The organism is Micromonospora sp. NPDC049366 (assembly GCF_044466625.1).
In the GTDB taxonomy this organism is placed as follows: domain Bacteria; phylum Actinomycetota; class Actinomycetes; order Mycobacteriales; family Micromonosporaceae; genus Micromonospora.
The window spans coordinates 139,150-158,960 of the sequence record NZ_JBITMV010000009.1 but is presented as its reverse complement, the minus strand read 5'-3'; the positions used below and the strand labels follow the sequence as shown (position 1 = coordinate 158,960).

Below are 19,811 nucleotides of genomic sequence, written 5' to 3'. Positions count from 1 at the left end.
CGTGTGGGTCGTCGCGACCGCCGGGCACGTCGACCACGGCAAGTCGACCCTGGTGCGGACCCTGACCGGCATGGAACCGGACCGGTGGGCCGAGGAGCGCCACCGCGGCATGACCATCGACCTCGGCTTCGCCTGGACGACGCTGCCGTCCGGCGGCACCGTCGCGTTCGTCGACGTACCCGGCCACGAACGGTTCGTGCCGAACATGCTCGCCGGCGTCGGCCCGGTGCCGGCCGCGCTGATCGTCGTCGCCGCCGACGAAAGCTGGATGCCGCAGTCCGCCGAGCACCTGGCCGCGCTCGACGCGCTCGGTGTGGCGTACGGCCTGCTCGTGGTGACCCGCGCCGACCTGGCCGACCCGGAACCGGCGGCGGCCCGGGCCCGGGCGGAGATCGCCGCCACCGCGCTCGGCGACGTCGAGACCGTCGCGGTCAGCGCGGTCACCGGCGCCGGCCTGCCGCGGCTGCGCGCCGCCCTGGACCGGCTCGCCGCCCGACTGCCGGCGCCCGACCCGGACGGCCCGGTCCGGCTGTGGGTGGACCGCAGCTTCACCATCCGGGGCAGCGGCACCGTCGTCACCGGCACCCTCGGCGCCGGGCGGCTGCGCGTCGGCGACGAGTTGGAGCTCGCGGCCACCGGGGAGACGGTGCGGGTCCGCGGTCTGCAGTCGCTGGGTGTCGCCCGGCCCGAGGTGGCGGCGGTGGCCCGGGTCGCGGTGAACCTGCGTGGCACCCCGCGTGACCGGTTGGCGCGCGGTGACGCCCTGCTCGCCCCCGGCCGGTTCCACCGCACCGACCTGGTGGACGTCCGGCTCGCCGGTGACCCGGCGGCGGACCTGCCCGCCACGCTCACCCTGCACGTCGGGTCGGCGGCGGTGCCCGCCCACGTACGGCCGCTCGGTCCGGACACCGTGCGGCTGCGGCTGGCCCGGCCGCTGCCGCTGCTCGTCGGCGACCGGGCGCTGCTGCGCGACCCGGGCCGCCGGCACGTCTCCGGTGGGGTCACCGTGCTCGACGTGGCACCGCCCCCGCTGGGCCGGCGGGGCGCGGCGGCCGCCCGCGCGGCGGTGCTCGACGGGCTGGACGGCCGGCCCGACCTGGCCGGGGAGCTGCGCCGCCGGCACCTGGTCCGCGCCGCCGACCTGAGCCGGATGGGGGTGCCGGTGGCGGGGACGCCGGTGGCGGGGGACTGGCTGGCCGACCCGGACCACTGGGCGCGGCTCGGCACCCGCCTGGTCGACGAGGTGGCCCGGCACGCCCGGGAACACCCCCTGGAGCACGGCACACCCGTGGAGGCGCTGCGGCAGCGGCTCGGCCTGCCCGACCGGGCGCTGGTCGAGGCGCTGGTCCGGGCGCCCCTGCGGGTCCACGCCGGTCGGGTCACCGCCGCCGCCCACGACACCCTCCCCGAGCCGGTGACCCGCGCGGTGCGGCGGATCCGCGAGGAGTACGGCGACCGCCCGTTCCGGGCGCCGGAGGCCGACCGCCTCGCCGACCTGGGCCTGGGTCCACGGGAGATCGGCGCGGCGGTCCGCGCCGGCGCGCTGCTCAAGCTCGCCGACAACGTGGTGCTGCTGCCCGACGCCCTCGACGACGCCGTACGGGTGCTGGCCGGGCTCCCGCAGCCGTTCACCCTGTCTGCGGCCCGGCAGGCCCTGGACACCACCCGGCGGGTCGCGGTGCCGCTGCTGGAGCTGCTGGACCGGCGGGGCGCCACCCGCCGGCTGCCCGACGACGCCCGGGTCGTGGTCACCGCCCGGCCCTGAGCCCGCCATCGGGGGCAGCGCCGGTTGCGGCGACCTGCGATCGTGCCGGCATGACCAGCCAACGGGTGCGGAGCCTGGGACGCCGCCTGCCGGCCCTGACCGCCGCGGGCCTGCCGTGGGCGTTGCTGCTGCTGTGGCTGCTGTGGGCCGCCCTGGCGTGGTGGTCGGCGCCCCGCGAGGTGTCGGTGGACGAACTGGACCGGGACCTCGCCGCCGGGCGGGTCGTCACGTTCCAACGGACCGACGGTTGGGATGACGATTCCGCCCTGTGGGGCCACGTGCCCGAGCCCCGCTACCCCGCCGACCAGGGCGGGATCGTCGCGTGGACGCTGCCGAACGGGCAGATCCGGTACACGTACGACGGCGGACCGCACAGCTGGCCCGAACCGGGGCCGTCCGCCCGGGACGCCCGACTGACCGCGACCGCCCAGGCGTGGCGGGCCGATGGGGCGCCGGCGCACCGGGTGAGCGACGCGGCAGCCCTGACGGCGGTGGCGATCGGGCTGATCTGGCTGTTCGTGCTCGTCAACGGGCGACCACCGTGCGTCGGCACCCGCTGGTACTGGTTCTGGGTCGGGCTGCTGCCCTTCGGGGTCGGTGTGTTGGCCTGGGTCCACCGGGAACGCCGGCGACCGGCCGCGGAACGGGCGGCCCGGCACTCCGGCTGGTGGGGGTTCGGCGTGCTGATTCTCGGCGGCATCGGGCTGTCCGTGCTGGTCGCCGGGCTGCGGGCGCTGCTCGGCGGCACGGTCGTGCCCGGTTAGGGCCGACGTCGCCGGGTGGGCGAACCCCGCCTGACAGCCGGCACCGTCACCTACGGTGACGGCATGGACCCTTCCGCGGTCTGGCGGGACAAGCAGCACAGGTGGCGGATCGAGGCGTACCGGGCGCCGGACCTGCGGTTCGCCATCTTCGCCACCAACGGCACCACCGAGTCGGCGCCGCTGTGGCTGTTCGGAATGGCGGCGCTGGCCCGCTGGCTGATGACCCACGCCATCTCCCTGGACGACCTGGAGGTCGACTGAGGCCGTTACCCCGGACGGGGGACAAGAGGGCGCAAACGGCCCGCCACGACCGCGCACGCTCGTAGCGTGCGATACGTGAAGGACCGAGGTGTACGGACGTTCCTGACGGTGCTCGCCGGTCTCGCGGTGATCTACTTCGGCACGACCGGACGGGACCCCGACGAGGGCCGCGGGCTCACCGGCGGCCTGGTGCTGCTGGCGGTGCTCGCTTCGCTGCTGGTGTGGCACCTGACCAAGCCGGGTCAGCCGGCGAAGTAGCCAGCGCCGCTCTGCGGGCGGCGGCGACCCGGGTGACGTCGCCGGCGGACTCCTCGCCGAGCGCCACCCGCACCAGCGCCGACGCGAGCCGGCCGAAGTCCGCGCCGCGCACGAGCTGGGCCAGCCGGTCCGGTGACCGGGGCAGGCCGAGACGCTCCGCGCCGGCGAGGGCCCGCCGGTCGGCGAACGGCCGCAGGTCCGTCCACACGGTCTGCGCCTCACGAAGGAAGATGTCCGCCCCGGTCGGGCCGATCCCCGGAAACTCGGTGAGCCGCCGGCGCAGCCCGCCCGCTTCGCCGCCCGCGTCGCGGTGCAGCCGGCGCAGGTCCCCGTGCCAGCGGTCCAGGCAGAGTCGGGCCCCGGTGCCGAGCATCGTTGCGGTGCGCTCGTCGTAGCGGCGGTAGTGGCCGCGGCCCAGCGCGTCGACCCGCTGCTGCCAGGTCGCCGCCTCCATCGCCTGCGGCGTCCGGTAGCCGGCCGCGAACAGTTCCCGCGCGGCCGCCACCGCCACCGACGCCCGGATCCGGGTGCTGAGCAGGGTGGTCAGGACGAGCAGCTGGTACAGCGGCCCCGGCCGGTCGGCGAGCCGGATCCCGGCCTCCTCGGCGTACGTCCGTCCCTGACGGTCCAGCAGGACCCGCGTCACCGCCCGTTGGTCGCCCACGCCGGGGATGTACCCGCCCGCGGGCCGACTAGCCCTGCCGGCGGGCGGTGACGGATTGGCCGCGATGGCGGCGGGTAACCGGCCCGGGAGGCGGTCGATTGCCGTGAGCCGTCCACCCGGAGGGAGACACCGATGGTGAATCCGCAGCAGGAGGAGTTCCGCCGCAACAACAAGGGCGCGACGAGCCAGGACAGCAAGGGCCCGACGCCGACCGGCCACCCGCTCAACCGTGGCTCGTCGCGCGGTGACCAGGGTCGGCCGGTGCCGAAGGGACAGGTTTCGCCGTACGGCCCGGCGGGTGAGCCGCTGGCCGACGACGAGAGCGACGCCCGGGGCTAGCCCCGACGCTTCGCGGGTGGCCGCAGCCGGTTCCAGGTGGCTGCGGCCACCACGCCGTACACGAGGTGCGGCACGATGTCGGCCAGCCAGTCGGAGCGCCGCCAGGTGCGCGGGTCGGTGACCCGCAGCACGGTCAGCGAAACGTCGGTCATCGTCATCGCGCTGGCGCCGATCAGGCCCCCGGCGGCGGCGAGCGGTTGCCGGCGGCCCCGCGCCAGCAGGGCGAAACCGACGCCGACGCCGACGCCGGTGGCGTAGCCGAGCAGGGCACCCAGCCCGGTGCGGCGGTTCGTCGCCTTCGGCGCCGGGCCCAGGTCCAGGTGCGCGGCGCCGGCGAGCCGCCCGGCGGCCTCGTCCGGGGTGCCGCTGGACGGGCGGGCGCGCAGCGCCATGTCCAGGTAGGTGACGGCGTTCAACGCGGTGGTGCCGACGGCGCCCGCGATGGCGCCGTCGGTCACGTCGCTGGCCCTCACTTCGGGTCGCCCGGTTCGCGCTCGCCCTTGGGGCCGTACGTCCGTTCTCCCCGGACCACCCCACGCTGGCCCCGGTCCTCCTGGAGGATCCGGTTCGCCACCTGGTTCGCCCGCCCGTCGGGCACCCGCCGTCCGGAGTCGTCGATCGTGTTGCGCAGTCGCGCCCGTTGCTTGTCGTACGCGTTGCTGCCCGGCCGTGGTCCTGGCATCTCTGCCTCCTCCGGTCGCTGTCGCCGATGGCGTACCCGGGGCGTCTACCCGCTGCCGCGCGGGTCAACCATGCTCAGCGCGGCGCCCGCACCACCGCCACCGGACAGTCGGCGTGGTGCAGCACCGACTGGCTCACCGACCCCAGCAGCAACCCGGTGAACTCGCCCCGCCCCTGACCGCCGACCACCACCAGCCGGGCCCGCTTCGAGGCTTCGGCGAGGACGCGTCCGGGCCGGCCGTGCACCGCCTCGCGGGTCAGGGGCAGGTCGGGGTAGCGCTCGCCCAGCCCGGCGAGCGACTCGGCGAGGGTCTGCTCCTCGCCCGTGCGCAGCTGCGCCTCGTCGTAGACCAGGGGCTGCATGTCGCCGGGGCCGGTGGAGGCCGGGTGGCGGTAGGCGTGCAGCGCGAGCAGCGGCGCGTCGTGGAGGGCGGCGGTCTCGGCGGCGAACTCGATCGCCAGCGTGGACAGCTCCGAGCCGTCGACGCCCACGACCACCGGCCCGTCGTCGCGCACGGTGCCGCGGGCGACCAGCACCGGGCAGTCGGCGTACGACGCGACCTGGATCGCCACCGAGCCGACGACCAGCGCCGAGAACCCGCCCAGCCCCCGATCGCCGAGCACGATCATCGCGGCGGTGGGCGACTCGCCGAGCAGCACGGCGGCGGCCTCCCCGTCGATGATCTCGCCGGAGACGCGTACGCCGGGGGCCGCCGCTCGGGCCTCGTCGACGGCCGCCTCCACGACCTGTTCGGCCTGGTTGCGCAGCCCACCGCCGGGCGGTCCGTCCGGCGGTGGGGTGACCGGTACGCGTAGCAGCGGCCAGATGAACCCGTGCACCACCCGCAGTGGCCGGTGCCGGCGGTGCGCCTCGGCGGCGGCGAGGCGCACCGCGCGCAGGGACGGCTCGGACCCGTCCACGCCGACCACGACCGCCGCGCCGTTCGCCGAGTTCACCGCCCACCTCCCGCCCGCTGTTGCCAGTATCGCGGCCGGGTCGGCGTCGTCGGGGCGATACCGTCCAGGACGTCCGGTCGGTACGCTGGCCACGACCGCCGGGGAGGGAGCGTCGTCGATGGTTGAGCCCGACCAGCCGAGCACCGCACGGATGATCGACTTCTGGCTCGGCGGGGAGCACCACTTTCCCGTCGACGTGGCCGCCGCGCGGGCCTTCGAGCAGGCGTACGGGCCGTGCGCCCCGATCTTCCGGGCGCTGCGCGGGTTCCTCGGCCGCGCCGTGCGGTCGATCGCGGAGCGGGGTGTGGACGGTTTCCTGGTGTTCGGCGCCGGGGTGCCCACGATGGGCAACGTGCACGAGGTGGCGAGCGAGGCGACCGTGCTCTACACCGACGTCGATCCGGTGACGATCCGGCTCGGGCAGCGCATCCTGGCGGGCAGCGACCGGGCCGGTTACGGCTTCGGCGACGCGACCGACGTGGGCACGGTGGACCCGGCGCAGCTGCACCGGTTCGTGCCGGGGTGGGGGAGGAGGCCGGTGGGGGTGGTGTTCCTCGGCCTGGCCGCGTTCCTCGACGACGACACGTTGGCCCGTACCCTCGACGAGTTGTACGCGGCGGCCGCGCCGGGCAGCTGCCTCGCGATCGACTTCGACACCGAGGAGCTGGCTGGTTACCCGGAGGCGCTGGCGATGATGGGTCCGGCGTTCCGGATGCGTCCGCCGTCGGCGTTCCGCCCGCTGTTGGGCCGGTGGGAGCCGACCGATGAGGGCGTCGTCCCGGTCACCCGCTGGCGTGCCGAGGGTCCGACGCCGGATCTGCCGGACGCGTTCCACGGCGGCGTGGCGGTGCGCGGGGCCGACTAGGGCCGCCCGTCGGCACGGGCGGGCACCGCACCGTCCGGCCGTCGTACGCCCTCCGTATGATGCTTGCCCTACAGCAAGTTTCTCGGAGGCACAACCATGGTGGACCGGCCCGATCCGGTGTCACGCACTCTTCGCGCCGCCCCGCCCGACCAGCTCGCGGAGGCCGCCGACCGGGCGATCCGGTCGACGCTGGGCGCCACCCGGACCGACGTGTTCATCGCCGACTACCGGATCAGTGGGTTGTGGCCGGTGCTCGACCCGGAGCCGCCGGTGGCCGGCTCCCTCAGCGGCCTCGGCGGCCTCCAGCGCTGCTTCAGCAGCCAGCAGCCGGTGCGGGACGCCGCCGACGACGGCCGGTGCCGGCTGTTCCTGCCGCTGTCGGTGTGGGGCGAGCGGCTCGGCGTCCTCATGATCGAGCTGCCCGGGGTGCCGGACCGGGTCACCGAGGAGCGGGCCGCCGACATCGCCGGTGACCTGGCGGTGGCGTTACGCGCGGCTGACCGGGAGACCGACCGCTACCGGCGGGCCCGGCGCCGGGAACGGCTCACCATGGCCGCCGAGATGCAGTGGGAGCTGCTGCCCGGTCGCAGCGTCACGCACGAGACGTTCCACCTCGCCGGCCAGCTCGAACCGGCGTACACGGTGGGCGGTGACCACTTCGACTGGTCCGTCGACGGCGACCGGTTGACGGTGACGGTGCTCAACGGGGACGGCAACGGTCTGGCCGCCTCGCTGTTGACCGCCGTGGCGGTCAACGCGATGCGCAACGCCCGCCGCTCCGGCGGCGGCCTGGTCGAGCAGGCCGAGCTGGCCTCGGACACGATCTACTACCAGCACCGCGGCGAGCGGTACGTGGCGACGCTGCTGCTGGAGCTGGACACCCGCACCGGGCGGGTCCGGGCGGTGGACGCCGGCTCCCCGCACGTCCTGCGCGTGCGCGGCGGGACCGTCGAGCCGATCACCCTCGACCAGCAGCTGCCGTTGGGCATGTTCGCGGAGGCCCGCTACGACCTGCAGGAGTTCACGCTGGCGCCGGGTGACCGGCTCTTCGTGGTCAGCGACGGGGTGTGGGCGGCCGAGCCGGAGGGCCAGGAGCCGTACGGGGAGCGGGCGATGGCGCGCGCGATGCGGTCCACGCGGTTGCAGCCGGCGGCCGAGGCGGTTGGTACGGTGATGCGCGAACTGCACGCCTACCACGTGGACAGCGATCTCCGCGACGACGCGGTCGTGGTCTGCCTGGACTGGCACGGTTTCCGTGGCCCGGTCGGCGGATGAGAGGTGACGCCGCCACCAGGGCCGGGCACGAGCGGGACGACGGCAGGGGACAGCGGGTGGAGCGACATCCGGATCTCGCCGCGGCGATCGGCGCGGCCGCCGAGGCGCTGATCGGTGTGCTCGACGCGGCCGCATCCCGGCATCACGTCTCGGTCTCTCCGACGCAGCTGCGGGTGCTGGCGCTGATCCGGAGCCGGCCGGAGACGAACGTCAACCGGCTGGCCGAGCTGCTGGACGTGGTGCCCTCGTCGGCGAGCCGGCTGTGTGACCGGCTGGAGGCCACCGGGCTGCTGCGGCGGATGGCGGATCCGCGCGACCGGCGTGAGGTGCGGCTGCGGCTCACCGCCGCGGCGGAGCAGCTGCTGCACGACCTCGCCGAGCGGCGGCACCGGGCGGTGCAGTCGGTGCTCGACCGCATGCCGGCCCGCACCCAGCACGAGCTGCTGCTGGCCCTGCTGGCGTTCGGGCAGGCGGCCGCCGCGCCGGTCGGGGAGCCGCAGAAAGACCCGGCGGCCCGCACGGCCTGATCGTGGCCGCGCCACCCACTTCGACTAGTGTCCTAGGATGCCCTGCGGGTGGTGACCCTCGCCACAACCGGTGCGGCGCACCGGGGCCCAGGCCTCGGCAGGCGAGCAGGTCGGCGGCGGCCCGATATAGTGGCAGCGCAACTCGTCCGGCCCGCGATCGTCGATCGTGGGCCGACTTCAGGCGAAGGTCCCGTTCGACGGGGCCGCAGGGGGCGCCGGCGATGGCCGGCCCGACAGCGCGCACGTCCCTCCGCGCCGCCCGACAACGGCTGGGCGTCCGGTCGTGCCGCGGAGGAGGTTCGGTGTCGCGTCGGCCGGCTGGGGCAGATCGTCCGGAGGCCACCGGCGGGGTCGCGACGGGGGACCGGGTGCTGACCGTGCCCAACCTGATCAGCTTCCTGCGCCTGCTCGGTGTCCCGCTGTTCCTCTATCTCCTCCTGGTCGCCCACGCGGACGTCGCCGCGGTGGTGGTGCTCGCCGTGGGCGGCACGACCGACTGGGTGGACGGCTGGGTCGCCCGCCGTCTGGGCCAGGTGAGCCGGCTGGGTGAACTCCTCGACCCGCTCGCCGACCGGCTCTACATCCTCGCCACGCTGGTCGCGTTCACCGCCCGGGACGTGGTGCCGTGGCAGTTCACCGCGGCCCTGCTGGCGCGGGAGCTGCTGCTGCTCGGCTCACTGGGGGTGCTGCGCCGCTTCGGGTACGGTCCGCCGCCGGTGCACTACGTGGGCAAGACCGCCACGTTCCTGCTGCTTGCCGCGTTCCCGACGCTGCTGCTGGCGGCCGCCGCGCCGGGTGCGGCCGACGTCGCCGGCGCGATCGGGTGGGCGCTGGCGTGGTGGGGGCTGGTGCTCTACTGGGTGGCCGGCGCGATGTACGTGGTCCAGGCGGCGCGGCTCGTGCGCGCGGCGCGCAACGCCGGGGCCTCGGCATGACCGAACGCGACGAGCGCGAGCGCCCCGCGCGGGTGTACGCGCCGGACTTCCTCACGGAGCTGTTCCGCAATCCGCTCGACCAGGGCTACGCCGACGCGGCGGCCCGGCGGCGGGAGAATCCTCCGCCGGCGTGGCGGACCCGGTCGGCGCGCACGGTCACCGTGGTGGTGCTGCTGGTGCTGGGTTTCCTGCTGGCGGTGGCGTACCGGCAGACGTTGGAGGACGAGCCGGGGCGCAGCCAGGCCCGGTCGGGGCTGGTCGCTCAGATCAAGGAGCGGGAGGCGGCGACCGACGAGTTGTCGGCGCGGGCGGACCGGCTGCGGGCGGAGGTGAGCCGGCAGCGGGACGCGGCGTTGAGTGACTCCGCCGCGGCGCGGCTGCGGGACCTGGAGGCGGGCACCGGGATGGGCCGGGTGCGCGGTGACGGTGTCGTGGTGCGGTTGGCGGACGCCCCCGGCCAGGCGGACGCGGTGACCGGTGCGGGCGTGGGGCCGTCGCGGGTGCTCTACAGCGACCTGCAGGGGGTGGCCAACGCGCTGTGGAGCGCCGGGGCGGAGGCGGTGGCGATCAACGGTCAGCGGTTGACGGCCACGTCGACGATCCGGTTCGCGGGTGAGGCGATCCTGGTGGACTTTCGGCCGGTGACCGGGCCGTACGAAGTCTCGGCGATCGGGCCGGGGTCGATGAAGCGCCGGTTCGAACAGAGTCGCAACGCGACGCTGATGCGGGATGTGGCCGACAAGACCGGCTTGTCGTTCGGTGTGCGGGAGGCCGACGACCTCACCCTGCCGTCCGCTCCCGAGCCGCAGCTACGCTACGCGGAGCCGCCGGTCAGTCCGAGCGCCGCACCGTCGGGTGGCCGGTCGGCGAGTCCCGGGGCGTCCGGTTCCGGGACGTCCCCCAGCCCCTCCGGAGGTGGTCGATGATCGCGGTGCTGGCGCTGCTCGCCGGTGTGGTTCTCGGGGTGTGGCTCGATCCCACGGTGCCCGCGGCGTTGCAGCCCTATCTGCCGATCGCCGTGGTGGCCGCGTTGGACGCGGTGTTCGGTGGGGTGCGGGCGAAGCTCGACCGGATCTTCGATGACAAGCAGTTCGTGGTGTCGTTCATCTCGAACGTGCTGGTGGCGGCTCTGATCGTGTACCTGGGTGACCAGTTGGGCGTGGGTGGTCAGCTGTCCACGGGTGTGGTGGTCGTGCTCGGGGTGCGGATTTTCGGAAACGTGGCGGCCATTCGCCGGCACCTGTTCCGGGCGTAGGTTTGTGGCGATGAGCGAGGAGCAGACCGAGACGGGGACGGGGTGGCCGCAGCCGGCGGGTCCGGGACGGCCTTCGGGGCCGGCTGGTGAGCCGGACCCGCGGCCGGACGCGCCGGATCCGGACGAGTTGAGCCCGTTGGTGCCGGACGGGCCGGTGGATGAGCCGGGCGGGGCGGAGCGTCCCGGTGTGGAGCCGGTCGAGGACGCGACGGTGGATCTGTCGCGGCCGGCTGGGGAGCCGGGTGCGGCGGAGGAGGCGGGTCCGGTGGCTTCCGCGCGGTCGCGGGTGTCGGCGGCGGGTGTGATGATCGCTGCCCTGTTGGCGTTGTTGGGGTTCACCCTGGTGGTGCAGTTGAAGACGACGTCGGCTGATCCGACGTTGGGGGCGACGCGGCAGGAGGACCTGGTCCGGATCCTGTCGGATCTGGATGCGCGGGAGAACCGGCTGCGGCAGGACATCGCCGCGTTGGAGGAGAGTCAGCGGCAGTTGCGCTCGGGTGAGCAGGGCCGCCAGGCGGCGCTGGAGGAGGCGACGCGGCGGGCGGACGAGTTGGGCATCCTGGCGGGCACGTTGCCGGCGAAGGGGCCCGGGTTGTCGGTGCGGTTCACGGCGGGCACCAAGCCGATCTCGGCGATGCGGGTGCTGGACGCGGTGCAGGAGTTGCGGGGTGCCGGCGCGGAGGCGATGCAGATCTCCGCCGGTGATCGGGCGACGGTGCGGATCATCGCGTCGACGTACTTCCTGGACGGGGAGAACGATTCGCTGGTGGTGGACGGGCGGCGGTTGATGGGTCCGTACACGATCACGGTGATCGGTGATCCGTCGACGATGCGTACGGCGTTGAACATTCCCGGTGGGGTGGTGGCGTCGGTCCAGAATGACGGCGGTAACGTGATCGTTGAGGATCGTGAGGTTGCCGAGGTTTCGGCACTGCACGCGCCGATCAAGCTGGAACACGCCCGTCCGGTCTCCTGACCGGCGCGGCTCGCGCCGGGTGGCCCGGTGCACCGATGGATGAAGGACGCGTCTGGTGATTCCTGAGGATCTGCGATACACCGCCGAGCACGAGTGGGTGGCGGGTGACGGCACGGGTTCGGTTCGGGTCGGCATCACGCACTTCGCGCAGGACGCGCTGGGTGACATCGTGTACGTGCAGTTGCCCGAGCCCGGGGCGACGGTGGCCGCGGGTGATTCGCTGGGTGAGATCGAGTCGACCAAGAGCGTGTCGGAGATCTACGCCCCGGTCAGTGGCACGGTGGCCGCGCGCAACGAGGCGCTCGGTGACACCCCCGAGGTGATCAACACGGACCCGTACGGTGCGGGTTGGTTGGTGGAGATCACTCCTGATGATCCGACGGCGGTGGACTCGCTGCTGACTGCGGGCGCGTACCGCGAGCTGACCGAGAGCTGAGTTTGCTTGATCCGGTGCGCTTGTTGAGTCCGCGCGTCCGGTTGCCCTGCATTTCGGCGCTGGCTAGGCTCGCCCAGTCGACCGAGAACCCAATAGTTGAGCGTTGCGGAATTGCCTTCCCGGGCACGGGGAGCCAGCCGCCGGGTGTGCGACTGCCCGGCGGCCAGACCCGCCATTACCCGACGCCGACCGATCAGATCCGTGAGGTGGTCCCATGACGCGGCCAGACGACGAGTTCCCCCCGCTCGACGTCACTTCGACGCTCAATCTCGGTTCGCTCGACGAAGTGCTGGAGGGGCCGGACACCGATGTGGTGCCGAGCCGGATGTCCGGTTCGTTGCCGCCGGGGATGGCGCTGCTGGTGGTTCGTCGGGGTCCGAACGCGGGCGCCCGGTTCCTGTTGGACCACGATGTGACGACGAGTGGGCGGCACCCGGACAGTGACATCTTCCTGGACGACGTGACGGTGTCGCGGCGGCACGCGGAGTTCCACCGTGACGGTGGGACGTTCACGGTGCGGGACGTGGGGAGCCTCAACGGCACGTACGTGAACCGGGAGCGGGTCGAGGCGGCCACGTTGAGCAATGGTGACGAGGTGCAGATCGGCAAGTTCCGGGTGGTGTTCATCGCCGGTCCGCGTCCGGAGGAGGAGGCCGGCCGCGGGTGAACGAGCCTGCGGCCTCCACGCCGTCGGGGGTGGCCCGGTCCCAGCCGCTGATGAGTATCGGCGAGGTGCTGGGGCAGTTGCGGGCGGATTTCCCGGACGTGACGATCTCGAAGTTGCGGTTTCTTGAGGCCGAGGGGCTGGTGGAGCCGCAGCGAACGGCGGCGGGTTACCGGAAGTACAGCTGGGACGACGTCGCGCGGTTGCGGTTCGTGCTGACCGCGCAGCGGGACCAGTACCTGCCGTTGCGGGTGATCCGGGAGCAGTTGGCGGAGTGGGACGCGACCGGTTCGGCGCCGGGTCGGTCGCGTCCGGCTCTGGTGGCGGTGGGCCCGGGTGGTGAGGTGCCGGGTCGTGCCGAGGAGCCTGCGGAGTCGTCGGCGGAGGTTCGGCTGGGCCGGACGGATCTGGTGGCGCGCAGCGGGATCGACGAGTCGACGCTGACGGAGCTGGAGCGGCTCGGTGTGGTGGTGTCGGATCCGCCGGGTTGGTACGACGGTGATGCGTTGATCATTGCGCGGGCGGTGGCGGGTCTGGCGGCGTACGGGTTGGAGCCTCGGCATCTGCGGGGTTACCGGACGGCGGCGGATCGGGAGGTCGGTCTGTTCGCGCAGTTGGTGGCGCCGTTGGCGCGGCAGAGCGATCCGGCGGCGCGGGCGCGGGCGGCGGAGACGGCGCGGGAGTTGGTGGCGTTGTCGCAGCAGTTGCACGCGGCGTTGGTGCGGGTGGGTCTGCGGTCGACGTTGGGTCGGTGAGCCGGCGTCTTTCGGGGTGCCGGTGGGAGGCCGAGCGGAAAGATCTGTTCCGGGAAGCGTGTCGTAGGCTTGCCGGGGTAACCCCTTTCTGGCGCGGGCGTGGTGCGGGTAGCGCGTGGGACGGCCGTGTCGCGGTCCGTGTACCGTGCAGGGAAGGGCGCGGTGCGGCGTAGGTGACAACGACACGGAGGCGGCGGTGCGCGAGCTGAGCGTGGTCGGGGTTCGGGTTGAGCTGCCCAGTAACCAGCCGATCGTCCTGCTCAGGGAGGTCGAGGGTGACCGTTATCTGCCGATCTGGATCGGCGCGGTGGAGGCCACGGCGATCGCTTACGAGCAGCAGGGGGTCAAGCCGGCCCGCCCGTTGACGCATGACCTGTTGCGGGATGTGCTGGCGGCGCTGGAGGCGCCGTTGCGGGCGGTGGAGATCACCGAGCTCAAGGAGAATGTCTTCTACGCTGACCTGTTGATCGGTGATGGGGTGCGGGTGTCGGCGCGGCCGAGCGATTCCATCGCGTTGGCGTTGCGGGTGGGGGCTCCCATTCGTTGTGCCGAGCAGGTCCTCAGTGAGGCGGGGATCGTCATCCCGGACGAGCAGGAGGACGAGGTGGAGAAGTTCCGCGAGTTCCTGGAGCAGGTGCGGCCGGAGGATTTCGCGGGCTGAGGAGTGCCGGTCCGGCCTCCGCTGGGGGTTGGCCGTGGGTTTCCCGTCCGGCGTCACTGTGGGTGACGCCGGACGTGTGTGGTGATCTTCCTGGTGGCTGCGCGGCGTGTCGCGGCGGTTTCTTCGTGGTAACCCTTGAGCCTCGCTATAGGGTTGCCGTGTCGAGGGGTGCGCGTCCCGGAAACGACGCGTCACCGCACTGGCGGGGAGGTTGTCCGGATGCACGAGCCGCGGAATTCCGATGCGGGTACGGAACTGGACGAGCCGGGTGTGGCGCCGCCGGGGTGGGCCACGGACAGTGACGGTTCGGTGGGCTACCGGGGTGTGACGGCGTGTCACGCGGTGGGCATCAGTTACCGCCAGCTGGATTACTGGGCGCGGACGTCGTTGGTGGTGCCGAGCGTGCGCGACGCGTCGGGCTCGGGCACTCAGCGGTTGTACTCGTTCCGCGACTTGGTGGTGTTGAAGGTCGTGAAGCGTCTGCTGGACGCCGGGGTGTCGTTGCAGAACATCCGGAAGGCGATCGACGCGTTGCGGTCGCGCGGGGTGGAGGATCTGGCGGGCATCACGCTGATCTCGGACGGGACGACGGTGTACGAGTGCCGTTCCCCGGAGGAGGTGGTCGACCTGTTGCAGGGCGGCCAGGGGGTGTTCGGCATCGCGATCGGTGGGGCGTTCAAGGAGATCCAGGGTTCGCTGTCGCATCTGCCGGCGGAGCCGGCGGCCGGGGCGGGTTCGGTGGAGCCGGAGGCGGCGCCGGATCAGGCGGGTGACGAGTTGGCGGCCCGGCGGGCGCGTCGCCGCGCCGGCTGACGAGCGGTCCCTCGCCCGTGGCGGGGGAGTCGGGGCCGGAGTAGCCGACCCGACCCGCCCCGGGCGTCGCTGCGGCGTTGCGGCGGGCGGGTGTGTCCGCGGGATGTCCGCGTCGGGTGACGTGACGTCCGGATGTCGCGGCCCGGCGTGGTCGTCCGCCTCCGCGTGGCGGTGGTGTTGCCGTGGGGCGTACCAAATGCGGGCGGTGCCGGGTTGACGGGCGTGTCGCGTCCGGGTGGTGTTTGGGACGTCTTTTCCGTGTTGTGGTGACGCTGTGTGCCGGTTGGTGGTGGCGGCGGCGTGTGCGGTGGCGACCGTGGTCGCAGCGGTGGTGCCGCTCGGGGTGACGGTTGTGCCCGGTGTGTGGTGGTCGTTGTCGTCGGTGGTCATCGGGGGTGCCGGCGGGTCGGTCCGGTGGGATGCCGTGGGCTCCATCGTGGACGGCTGGTGACGGCGTCGTCCCGATGAGATCACCGGTTGTGGCTGCGTGATGCCGGTCCGTGTCGGGTGCGGTGACGGTGCGTGTGTGGCTGCTGTCAGGAATCCGATAGGGGGGCCGTGACCGGGGGTCGTCTACGCGCTATGGTCCGACACGGCCGTTTGGTGCCGATGCTGCCCGAGAAGATGGCATCGCGTACCGCGCGGCCTGATGCCCCTCCGCGCCGACCCCCGCGCGACCCTCCACCCTGGAAGGAACAACCGTGACGGTTACGGAAGAGACCGCCCCCGTTTCGCACTACGAGCGCATCGGTGGCGCCAGTTCGGTGAAGGCGGCCGTCGAGCTGTTCTACGACAAGGTGCTGGCCGACCCGGACCTCGCCGGTTACTTCGCCGACGTGGACATGGTGGGTCAGCGTCGGCACCTGGCGCTGATGTTGACCGTGGTGCTCGGTGGACCCAACGAGTACACCGGTCGTGGGCTGGCCGAGGCGCACCAGCCGCTGAACATCCCGGTGGCGCACTACGCGAAGGTCGGTGAACACCTGACGGTGACGCTGACCGAGCTGGGTGTGCCGGCCGACATCCTGGCGGACGTGCAGACCGTTCTGGGTCAGGTGCAGGACCAGGTGGTGGCCAGCGGGACCCGTCCGGGCGTCTGACCGTGGACGTGGCACGGCTCAAGCAGAGTTGGTCCCTGGTCGCCGCGCACGGCGACCAGGTGCCGCTCTACTTCTATTCGACGTTGTTCCTGGCCCACCCCGAGACCCGGCAGATGTTCCCGACGAACATGGCGGGGCAGCGGGACCGGCTGGTCACCGCGCTGGCGCACATCGTCACCAACGTGGACCAGGTGGATCGGCTGGTCGGGTTCCTGCAGGACCTGGGCGCCGATCACCGCAAGTTCGCGGTGCGCGCCGAGCACTACCCGGCGGTGGGTGAGGCGCTGGTCGCCACCCTGCAGCACTTCCTCGGCGATCAGTGGACCGAGGAGTTGGCGCGGGACTGGACGGCCGCGTACGGCCTGGTCGCGCAGGTGATGACCGAGGCCGCGCAGGCGGCGGAGGCGGTGAACCCGCCGTGGTGGGTCGCGGAGATCGTGGCGCACGAGCGGCGGGCGTTCGACGTGGCGGTGTTGACGTTGCGCCCGCAGTATCTGCTGCCGTTCACCCCGGGGCAGTCGATCGGGGTGTCGCACCCGTCGGTGCGGTCGTGGCGGTACTACTCGCCGGCGAACGCCCCGCGCGCGGACGGCACGCTGGAGCTGCACGTGCGGGCGGCGCCGGGCGGCGCGGTGTCGTCGCGTCTGGTGTACGGGTCGGCGGTGGGTGACCAGGTGCACCTGGCGGCGCCGGTGGGGGACCGGTTGACGTTGTGGTCGGCCGGCTCCAGCGACCTGCTGCTGCTGGCCGGCGGCACCGGGTGGGCGCCGGTGAAGGCGCTGGTGGAGCAGGTCGCGGCCGAGGGTTCCCGCCGCCGGGTCGACCTGTACGTGGGGGCGCGTTCGCGTTCCGAGCTCTATGACGCCGAGGCGATCGACAAGTTCGCGTCGTCGTACCCGTGGCTGACGGTGACGTACGTGGTCGGTGTGGATCCGCAGCGGCCGGGGGAGCTCGTGCAGGTGGTGGACCGGGCGTTGGCCGAGGGTGACTGGCGTTCCCGGCACGTCTACGTGTGCGGCTCCGACGAGATGGTGTCGTACTCGGTGCAGGCGTTGGGTCGGGCCGGCTACCACGCCGGTCAGGTGCATCACGAGGGGTTCGGGAAGCACTGGTACGGCCCGGCGTGGCGGACGGCGGTGGAGCAGGCGTCCTCCCCGGACGCTCCCGGGGGTGTGCGGTGAGCGCGCGGGGTGAGCTTGCGGGCCGCGCGGTCGCGAAGGGAAGGCGGGTGAGCGGGCGCGGTGCGCTCGTGAGCCCCGCGGTGACGAACGGAAGGGCGGGCCGGTGAGCGCGACCCCGATCAGCAGGTACGACGGGATGCAGGTGTCCGGCGGTGTCCAGGTGCGGATGACCGCCGACCGGGTGCGTCGGTGGGAGTTCGCGGCGGCGTCGTTCACGCGGCGTGGTTACGACAACGCGGACGTGGACCGGTTCCGGATGCAGGTGGCCGACGAGCTGGACGTGTTGGCGGCGCAGATCGCGAACCTGCGTGCGGAGAACGAGCGGCTCAACGACCGGGTGGAGCTGCACCGGCACGGGGTGATCCCGAGCAAGAACGCGGCGGCGAACGTGCCGGCGGCCAAGGAGGTGAATCTGCTCTCGGCGGCGCAGCGGGAGGCGGAGCAGATCATCGCGCAGGCGCACGACTACGCGCGGCGGGTCGCCGAGTACGCGCGGGTGCAGTACGAGAGCTACATGCAGGCGGCGGCGGAGGAGGCGAAGCAGGAGGCCGAGCGGGCGGTGAAGGATTACCGCAGTGCGGCGGGGTCGAGCTTCGACGACACGGTCGCCACCCGGGAGGCGTTGCGGATCTTCGGCGAGATGATGATCTCGCACATGCAGGCGGCGGCGCGGCACCTCGACGACGGCAGTGAACACCTGGCGCGGACGATGGACCGGATCGCGAAGGAGACGGCGGGGGCGCCGTTCGTGGCCGGTGGTGCGCAGCCGGCGGCGTTGCCGCGGCACCAGCAGCGCTGAGCCCGTCCCGGTCGGTCCGCGGGTGCGCGTGGGCCGACCGGGCCGGCGGTGTCAGTTGAGGGCGGCGGTGACCGCGTCGTCGAGGGGGGTGTCCCCGCCGACGAGTTCCAGGATCCGGCCGGCGCTGGCCGGCCGGTCGAGCAGGGCGACGAGCACCCGGGCCACGTCGGCGCGGGTGACCGCCCCGCGCTCGACGTGGCGGGCGAGGGCGATCCGCCCGGTGGGCGGGTCGTCGGTGAGCTGCCCGGGCCGTAGCACCGTCCAGTCCAGGTCGCGGGCGGTGAGGTCGTCCTCGGCGGCCTTCTTGGCGCGCAGGTAGGCGGCGAACACCGGGTCGGTGTCGGGCGCCGGGGGCCGTTCCACGCCCATGGAGGAGACCAGCAGGTAGCGGCGGAGCCCGGCGTGCCGGGCGGCGTCGGCGAGTAGCGCGGCGGCGGCCCGGTCGACGGTGTCCTTGCGGGCGGCGCCGCTGCCGGGGCCGGCGCCGGCGGCGAAGACGACCGCGTCGGCGCCGGTGAGGTGCGGGGTCAGGTCGGTGGCGGCGACGTGTTCCAGGTCGCAGACGACCGGTTCGGCGCCGGCCGCGCTCAGCGCGGCGGCGTGGTCGGGGTTGCGGATCAGGCCGACGGCGGTGTCGCCGCGGCCGGCGAGTTCGGCCTCCAGCAGTCGGGCGATCTTGCCGTGGCCTCCGGCGATGACGACGCGCATACCGTCAACGTACCGGTGGGCGGGCGGTCGGGCGCTGAGGCAGCATGGACGTCGTGACGGAGACGTTCGACGTGCTGGCGCAGCGGGTGGCCGGCGGTGGGGTCGTGGTGCTCAGCGGGGCCGGGTTGTCCACCGAATCGGGGATTCCGGACTACCGGGGGCCCAGCGGGGTGGCGCGGCGGCACACGCCGATGACGTACCAGACGTTCACCCGTGACCCGCTGGCGCGGCGGCGGTACTGGGCGCGCAGCCACCTGGGGTGGCGGTTGATGGCCCGGGCGGAGCCGAACGACGGGCACCGCGCGGTGGCCCGGTTGCAGCGCGGCGGCCTGGTCGACGCGGTGATCACGCAGAACGTCGACGGTCTGCACACGGCGGCGGGCAGCCCGTCGGTGGTGGAGCTGCACGGGCGGCTGGACGAGGTGGCCTGCCTGGGCTGCGGCAACCGGACGTCGCGGGAGGAGTTGGACCGTCGGTTGCGGGAGGCGAACCCGGGGTTCGACGCGCGGGTCGCCGCGGTGAACCCGGACGGTGACGTGGACCTCGACGACGCGGACGTGGCCGGGTTCCGGGTGGTGGACTGCACGTTCTGCGGCGGCGGGATGCTGAAGCCGGACGTGGTGTTCTTCGGTGAGACGGTGCCCGCGCCGCGGGTGGCGCACTGTTTCGACCTGGTGGAGCGGGCGCGGCTGCTGTTGGTGCTGGGGTCGTCGTTGACGGTGATGTCGGGTCGCCGGTTCGTGCTGCGGGCGGCGAAGCGCGGCATCCCGGTGGTAATCGTCAACCAGGGGGTGACGCGTGGTGACGGGTACGCGGCGTTGACCGTCGACGCGCCGTTGGGGCGGGTGCTGCCCGCGTTGGCCGACCGTACGCTCGGCGCGCCGCCGCCCGGGTCGCGACCCGGCAGCGGTGCGGGTCCGGTGCCCGCGGGGGTCGCCGCGCCGGCCTGACGACGGGCCGGCGGCGGGTGCCGATGATCACCTCGGCGGGGTACGTCATCTGGGGGAAACCTGTGCGCTGGTAGCGTTGACGGTGCCGGTCACACCCGCGTGGGAGAGACCGCCCAGGCAGCATCAGGGCGGCGCCGAAGGGGCAAATCCTCCCCGGAACCTCTCAGGCAAAAGGACCTCGCGGGGCAGGCACTGTGGAGCGCTGTGCGGGCGCGACAGAGG

Annotated in this window: 25 protein-coding genes, 1 pseudogene and 1 riboswitch; of the genes and pseudogenes, 21 read left to right on the top strand and 5 right to left on the bottom strand. The window is 73.4% G+C overall.

Annotated features, from left to right (window positions below):
- The first annotated feature begins 1 nt into the window (after nt 1).
- The 4 genes from selB (at nt 2) to ACIBTV_RS15255 (ending at nt 3,048) form a co-directional block, all read left to right on the top strand.
- Complete coding sequence (gene selB, locus ACIBTV_RS15270; RefSeq protein WP_396705175.1) at nt 2–1,765, top strand: selenocysteine-specific translation elongation factor; 1,764 nt, start codon at nt 2–4, stop codon at nt 1,763–1,765.
- A 50-nt stretch (nt 1,766–1,815) separates the two neighbouring features.
- Nucleotides 1,816–2,529 carry a hypothetical protein gene (locus ACIBTV_RS15265; RefSeq protein ID WP_396705173.1) on the top strand — a complete coding sequence of 238 codons (714 nt, stop codon included), beginning with the start codon at nt 1,816–1,818 and terminating at the stop codon, nt 2,527–2,529.
- Between the two features lie 63 nt (nt 2,530–2,592).
- Nucleotides 2,593–2,790 carry a hypothetical protein gene (locus ACIBTV_RS15260; RefSeq protein ID WP_396705171.1) on the top strand — a complete coding sequence of 66 codons (198 nt, stop codon included), beginning with the start codon at nt 2,593–2,595 and terminating at the stop codon, nt 2,788–2,790.
- 75 nt (nt 2,791–2,865) lie between these two features.
- Nucleotides 2,866–3,048 (top strand): hypothetical protein, encoded by a 183-nt coding sequence (locus ACIBTV_RS15255; RefSeq protein WP_157741537.1) that lies wholly within the window; start codon nt 2,866–2,868, stop codon nt 3,046–3,048.
- Nucleotides 3,049–3,070: 22 nt separating this feature from the next.
- Here ACIBTV_RS15255 and ACIBTV_RS15250 read toward each other — a convergent pair.
- Nucleotides 3,071–3,712, bottom strand: a pseudogene (locus ACIBTV_RS15250) (hypothetical protein); the annotation flags it as partial.
- A 132-nt stretch (nt 3,713–3,844) separates the two neighbouring features.
- Here ACIBTV_RS15250 and ACIBTV_RS15245 point away from each other — a divergent pair.
- Entirely contained in the window at nt 3,845–4,051 is a 207-nt protein-coding gene (locus tag ACIBTV_RS15245) for a hypothetical protein (RefSeq protein WP_091588770.1), read from the top strand.
- On the opposite strand, the gene ACIBTV_RS15240 is transcribed toward ACIBTV_RS15245, so the two are convergent.
- The 3 genes from ACIBTV_RS15240 to ACIBTV_RS15230 all read right to left on the bottom strand — a co-directional run bounded on the left by ACIBTV_RS15240 (nt 4,048) and on the right by ACIBTV_RS15230 (nt 5,689).
- Nucleotides 4,048–4,524 carry a hypothetical protein gene (locus ACIBTV_RS15240; RefSeq protein ID WP_396705169.1) on the bottom strand — a complete coding sequence of 159 codons (477 nt, stop codon included), beginning with the start codon at nt 4,522–4,524 and terminating at the stop codon, nt 4,048–4,050. The two genes, ACIBTV_RS15245 and ACIBTV_RS15240, sit on opposite strands and share 4 nt — an antisense overlap.
- Nucleotides 4,521–4,733 (bottom strand): phosphatidylethanolamine-binding protein, encoded by a 213-nt coding sequence (locus ACIBTV_RS15235; RefSeq protein WP_396705167.1) that lies wholly within the window; start codon nt 4,731–4,733, stop codon nt 4,521–4,523. The genes ACIBTV_RS15240 and ACIBTV_RS15235 overlap by 4 nt, the downstream gene beginning before the upstream one ends.
- A gap of 74 nt (nt 4,734–4,807) precedes the next feature.
- On the bottom strand, nt 4,808–5,689 hold the full coding sequence (locus ACIBTV_RS15230; protein WP_396705165.1) for a universal stress protein: 882 nt from the start codon (nt 5,687–5,689) through the stop codon (nt 4,808–4,810).
- A gap of 118 nt (nt 5,690–5,807) precedes the next feature.
- Between ACIBTV_RS15230 and ACIBTV_RS15225 the strand changes: the two genes are divergently transcribed.
- The 15 genes from ACIBTV_RS15225 to ACIBTV_RS15155 all read left to right on the top strand — a co-directional run bounded on the left by ACIBTV_RS15225 (nt 5,808) and on the right by ACIBTV_RS15155 (nt 17,931).
- Nucleotides 5,808–6,554 (top strand): SAM-dependent methyltransferase, encoded by a 747-nt coding sequence (locus ACIBTV_RS15225; protein WP_396705163.1) that lies wholly within the window; start codon nt 5,808–5,810, stop codon nt 6,552–6,554.
- A gap of 96 nt (nt 6,555–6,650) precedes the next feature.
- On the top strand, nt 6,651–7,829 hold the full coding sequence (locus ACIBTV_RS15220) for a PP2C family protein-serine/threonine phosphatase (RefSeq protein WP_396705161.1): 1,179 nt from the start codon (nt 6,651–6,653) through the stop codon (nt 7,827–7,829).
- Nucleotides 7,830–7,885: 56 nt separating this feature from the next.
- Nucleotides 7,886–8,356: a MarR family transcriptional regulator gene (locus tag ACIBTV_RS15215; RefSeq protein WP_396705363.1), complete on the top strand. Its 471-nt coding sequence runs from the start codon at nt 7,886–7,888 to the stop codon at nt 8,354–8,356.
- A gap of 302 nt (nt 8,357–8,658) precedes the next feature.
- A complete protein-coding gene (locus ACIBTV_RS15210) occupies nt 8,659–9,291 on the top strand; it encodes a CDP-alcohol phosphatidyltransferase family protein (RefSeq protein ID WP_396705159.1) in 633 nt (210 codons plus the stop codon).
- Complete coding sequence (locus tag ACIBTV_RS15205) at nt 9,288–10,217, top strand: DUF881 domain-containing protein (RefSeq protein ID WP_396705157.1); 930 nt, start codon at nt 9,288–9,290, stop codon at nt 10,215–10,217. The genes ACIBTV_RS15210 and ACIBTV_RS15205 overlap by 4 nt, the downstream gene beginning before the upstream one ends.
- The gene (locus ACIBTV_RS15200; protein WP_091588778.1) at nt 10,214–10,546 is read left to right on the top strand and encodes a small basic family protein; all 333 of its coding nucleotides are present in this window, start codon (nt 10,214–10,216) and stop codon (nt 10,544–10,546) included. Before ACIBTV_RS15205 ends, ACIBTV_RS15200 begins: the two co-directional genes overlap by 4 nt.
- Before the next feature lie 10 nt (nt 10,547–10,556).
- Nucleotides 10,557–11,522: a DUF881 domain-containing protein gene (locus ACIBTV_RS15195; protein ID WP_396705155.1), complete on the top strand. Its 966-nt coding sequence runs from the start codon at nt 10,557–10,559 to the stop codon at nt 11,520–11,522.
- Nucleotides 11,523–11,577: 55 nt separating this feature from the next.
- Nucleotides 11,578–11,958, top strand: a complete 381-nt coding sequence (gene gcvH, locus ACIBTV_RS15190) for a glycine cleavage system protein GcvH (RefSeq protein WP_396705153.1) — start codon at nt 11,578–11,580, stop codon at nt 11,956–11,958.
- Nucleotides 11,959–12,172: 214 nt separating this feature from the next.
- Nucleotides 12,173–12,625: an FHA domain-containing protein gene (locus ACIBTV_RS15185; protein WP_007071101.1), complete on the top strand. Its 453-nt coding sequence runs from the start codon at nt 12,173–12,175 to the stop codon at nt 12,623–12,625.
- A gap of 50 nt (nt 12,626–12,675) precedes the next feature.
- Complete coding sequence (locus ACIBTV_RS15180; protein WP_396705362.1) at nt 12,676–13,377, top strand: MerR family transcriptional regulator; 702 nt, start codon at nt 12,676–12,678, stop codon at nt 13,375–13,377.
- A 196-nt stretch (nt 13,378–13,573) separates the two neighbouring features.
- Nucleotides 13,574–14,038, top strand: a complete 465-nt coding sequence (locus ACIBTV_RS15175) for a bifunctional nuclease family protein (RefSeq protein ID WP_120331353.1) — start codon at nt 13,574–13,576, stop codon at nt 14,036–14,038.
- A gap of 219 nt (nt 14,039–14,257) precedes the next feature.
- Entirely contained in the window at nt 14,258–14,851 is a 594-nt protein-coding gene (locus ACIBTV_RS15170) for a MerR family transcriptional regulator (RefSeq protein ID WP_396705361.1), read from the top strand.
- Nucleotides 14,852–15,552: 701 nt separating this feature from the next.
- The gene (locus ACIBTV_RS15165; protein ID WP_091588784.1) at nt 15,553–15,951 is read left to right on the top strand and encodes a group 1 truncated hemoglobin; all 399 of its coding nucleotides are present in this window, start codon (nt 15,553–15,555) and stop codon (nt 15,949–15,951) included.
- Nucleotides 15,952–15,953: 2 nt separating this feature from the next.
- Nucleotides 15,954–17,132: a globin domain-containing protein gene (locus tag ACIBTV_RS15160; RefSeq protein WP_396705150.1), complete on the top strand. Its 1,179-nt coding sequence runs from the start codon at nt 15,954–15,956 to the stop codon at nt 17,130–17,132.
- A 103-nt stretch (nt 17,133–17,235) separates the two neighbouring features.
- On the top strand, nt 17,236–17,931 hold the full coding sequence (locus ACIBTV_RS15155; protein ID WP_396705148.1) for a DivIVA domain-containing protein: 696 nt from the start codon (nt 17,236–17,238) through the stop codon (nt 17,929–17,931).
- Nucleotides 17,932–17,982: 51 nt separating this feature from the next.
- Here the strand turns inward: ACIBTV_RS15155 and ACIBTV_RS15150 are convergent, their stop codons facing one another.
- Nucleotides 17,983–18,639, bottom strand: coding sequence for an NAD(P)H-binding protein (locus ACIBTV_RS15150; protein WP_396705146.1), 657 nt, complete (start codon nt 18,637–18,639; stop codon nt 17,983–17,985).
- A 53-nt stretch (nt 18,640–18,692) separates the two neighbouring features.
- On the opposite strand from ACIBTV_RS15150, the gene ACIBTV_RS15145 reads away from it, so the two are divergent.
- The gene (locus ACIBTV_RS15145) at nt 18,693–19,589 is read left to right on the top strand and encodes an NAD-dependent protein deacetylase (protein ID WP_396705144.1); all 897 of its coding nucleotides are present in this window, start codon (nt 18,693–18,695) and stop codon (nt 19,587–19,589) included.
- A gap of 90 nt (nt 19,590–19,679) precedes the next feature.
- Nucleotides 19,680–19,778, top strand: a riboswitch (glycine riboswitch).
- Nucleotides 19,779–19,811: the final 33 nt, after the last annotated feature.